The 1,927-nt window shown below is 66.6% G+C and carries 2 protein-coding genes; both read right to left on the bottom strand.

Going from position 1 to position 1,927, the window contains the following annotated elements:
• The coding region (locus ACLBKU_RS17660) for a terminase large subunit domain-containing protein (protein WP_410180886.1) at positions 1-1,274 on the bottom strand (1,274 nt) is incomplete at its 3' end.
• A complete protein-coding gene (locus ACLBKU_RS17655) occupies positions 1,271-1,879 on the bottom strand; it encodes a phage protein Gp27 family protein (protein ID WP_410180885.1) in 609 nt (202 codons plus the stop codon). The genes ACLBKU_RS17660 and ACLBKU_RS17655, both read right to left, overlap by 4 nt.
• Positions 1,880-1,927 lie beyond the last annotated feature (48 nt).

Below are 1,927 nucleotides of genomic sequence, written 5' to 3'. Positions count from 1 at the left end.
GCGTCGGAGCGGATGCGGATCTTGCGCTGCTGGAATAGGCGCTGGAGACCGAACGCAAGGTCAACGCGGTTGGGGCCGACCAGTTGCACGCCGACGACGCGGGAGGCGCCGTGCTTGGCCTGCTGGTCCTCGACCACCTTCTCGCCCATGCCGGTCTGGTCGACGCGCCACTGGACCATGCGGAAGCGCTTGAAGCTGGCATCGAACCACGCGTCCTGGTGCGCGAAGGTCTTGCCAGTCTCGCGGTAGCCGTCGCGCTCCCAAAGCACGTCGCCGATCTTCTCGCCCACCAGCTGGATCTGACCATCACGGCGGCGGGCCACGTCGCGGCCGCCATAGCACAACCCGCCAAGGTAGAGCTCGGGCAGGCCGGCATCCTCGCTTTCGCAGGCGAGGATGTCTTCGAGGCTGATCAGCGCGCCGCTGCCAAGGGCTGGGATGCAGTCGAGCTCCTCCGCCGCATCATCGCCATACACCGCACGGATATCGGCTTCCCAAACCTCCTTCGGCGGCAGCTCGCTACCCTTGGTCTTCGTAACCAGAGCGACGCGCTCGTAGAGACCGTCCGCCATTGCATCGGCGAACGTGATCTTGATCGGCGTGCCGCGCCGCTTGCCACCGCGAATCTCCTCGAGCAGCACGTTGAACGGATTGCTCACGCCGTCATGGGTGGAGATCACCACGATCTGCCCGCCCCAGATCAGCAGCGCCATCGCCGACTTGAGCACCTCGTTCACGTTCTTGTGGAACGCCGCCTCATCAATGATGACGATGCCCTGCTTGCCGCGCAGCGCGCGCGGGACGGATGGCAGGGCGGTGATCCGGAAGCCCGAGGCAAAGCGGATGCTGAAGGCCTTGACCCCCTGCTCTTTGCCATTGTCGTCGACGTAAAGGACTTCCTCTTCCTGCAGCTCGCCGGCAATCAGGCCAAAGGCTCGCGCCCACATCGCGCAGACCTCGATGAATTCGAGGGTCATGTCCTTGTCGTAGCCCATGTACCAGACGTTCTGGCCACCGGCCTCGACGCTGCTGGCAGCCTTCAGCGCCGCAAATGCCGCCACGCCCCAGGTGAGCCCGATGCGTCGGCTCTTCTCGATGACGAGGAGCGCCGTGCCGGCGAACAGCAGATCCACCGCACGCTGCTGGTAGCCTAGCAGCAGATCGCCCTTGGGCAGGCGCATGATTGCGCTCTCGGCCGCCGCACGATCGCCTTGGATCTCGCGGGCACGGATCGCGGCATCGCGGGCGGCCTGATCTTCGGGCGACAGCTTCACGCTTCGCTGCCCAGCACTGCGCGGCGGATCGCCTCGACGGTTTCCTTCGACAGACCCTTGGCCCGCGCTGCGGCCGTCGCCTGCTCGGCGTTCTTCAGCCGCTCTTCCTCGGCGGCCTGCTGCTTGGCCTTGGCGATCACCTCGAGATCGGTCTTCCGGGTCAGCGCGATGTTGCGCAGCGCCTCGGAGAACTCCTTCGCCTCCTTGGGGCTGAGGACGATCCCCTCGCCGTCCTTCTCGGCGAGCATGAGCTTGAACATGTTCGCCTGCAGGAGCTGGGTATTCATGTCGAGCAGCTGGTGGCCCTGCTTGCCGCCCGCTTCCTTGGCCAGCGCCTCGGCATAGATCTGGGTGTTGCGCAGGTCGGCCGAGATCTCGGCGAGCCCGCGCACGTGGCGGCCGAGCGCCGACCGGCTCGGGACGCGGTCCTCTCCAATTACCTTGACCAGGGCGGCGCGGATCTCGTCGATCGTGAAACCCTTGTCGACGCGCAGCTGCGCGATCAGCTCGCGGATCTCCGGGTCGAGCCGGTCGATCGTGGAGGGCGTCGACTTCTTCAGCGCCGCCCGGCGCCGGGCTTCCTTGGCTGCGCGCGGAGAGACCACCGGATCACTCCTCCCCGCTGTCGATCGCGGCGACGCCGGCGATGCGGC

The sequence above is a fragment of the Erythrobacter sp. NE805 genome (genome assembly GCF_046452355.1).
Classification (GTDB): Bacteria; Pseudomonadota; Alphaproteobacteria; order Sphingomonadales; family Sphingomonadaceae; genus Erythrobacter.
This window is presented reverse-complemented; position numbering and strand designations above follow the sequence as displayed.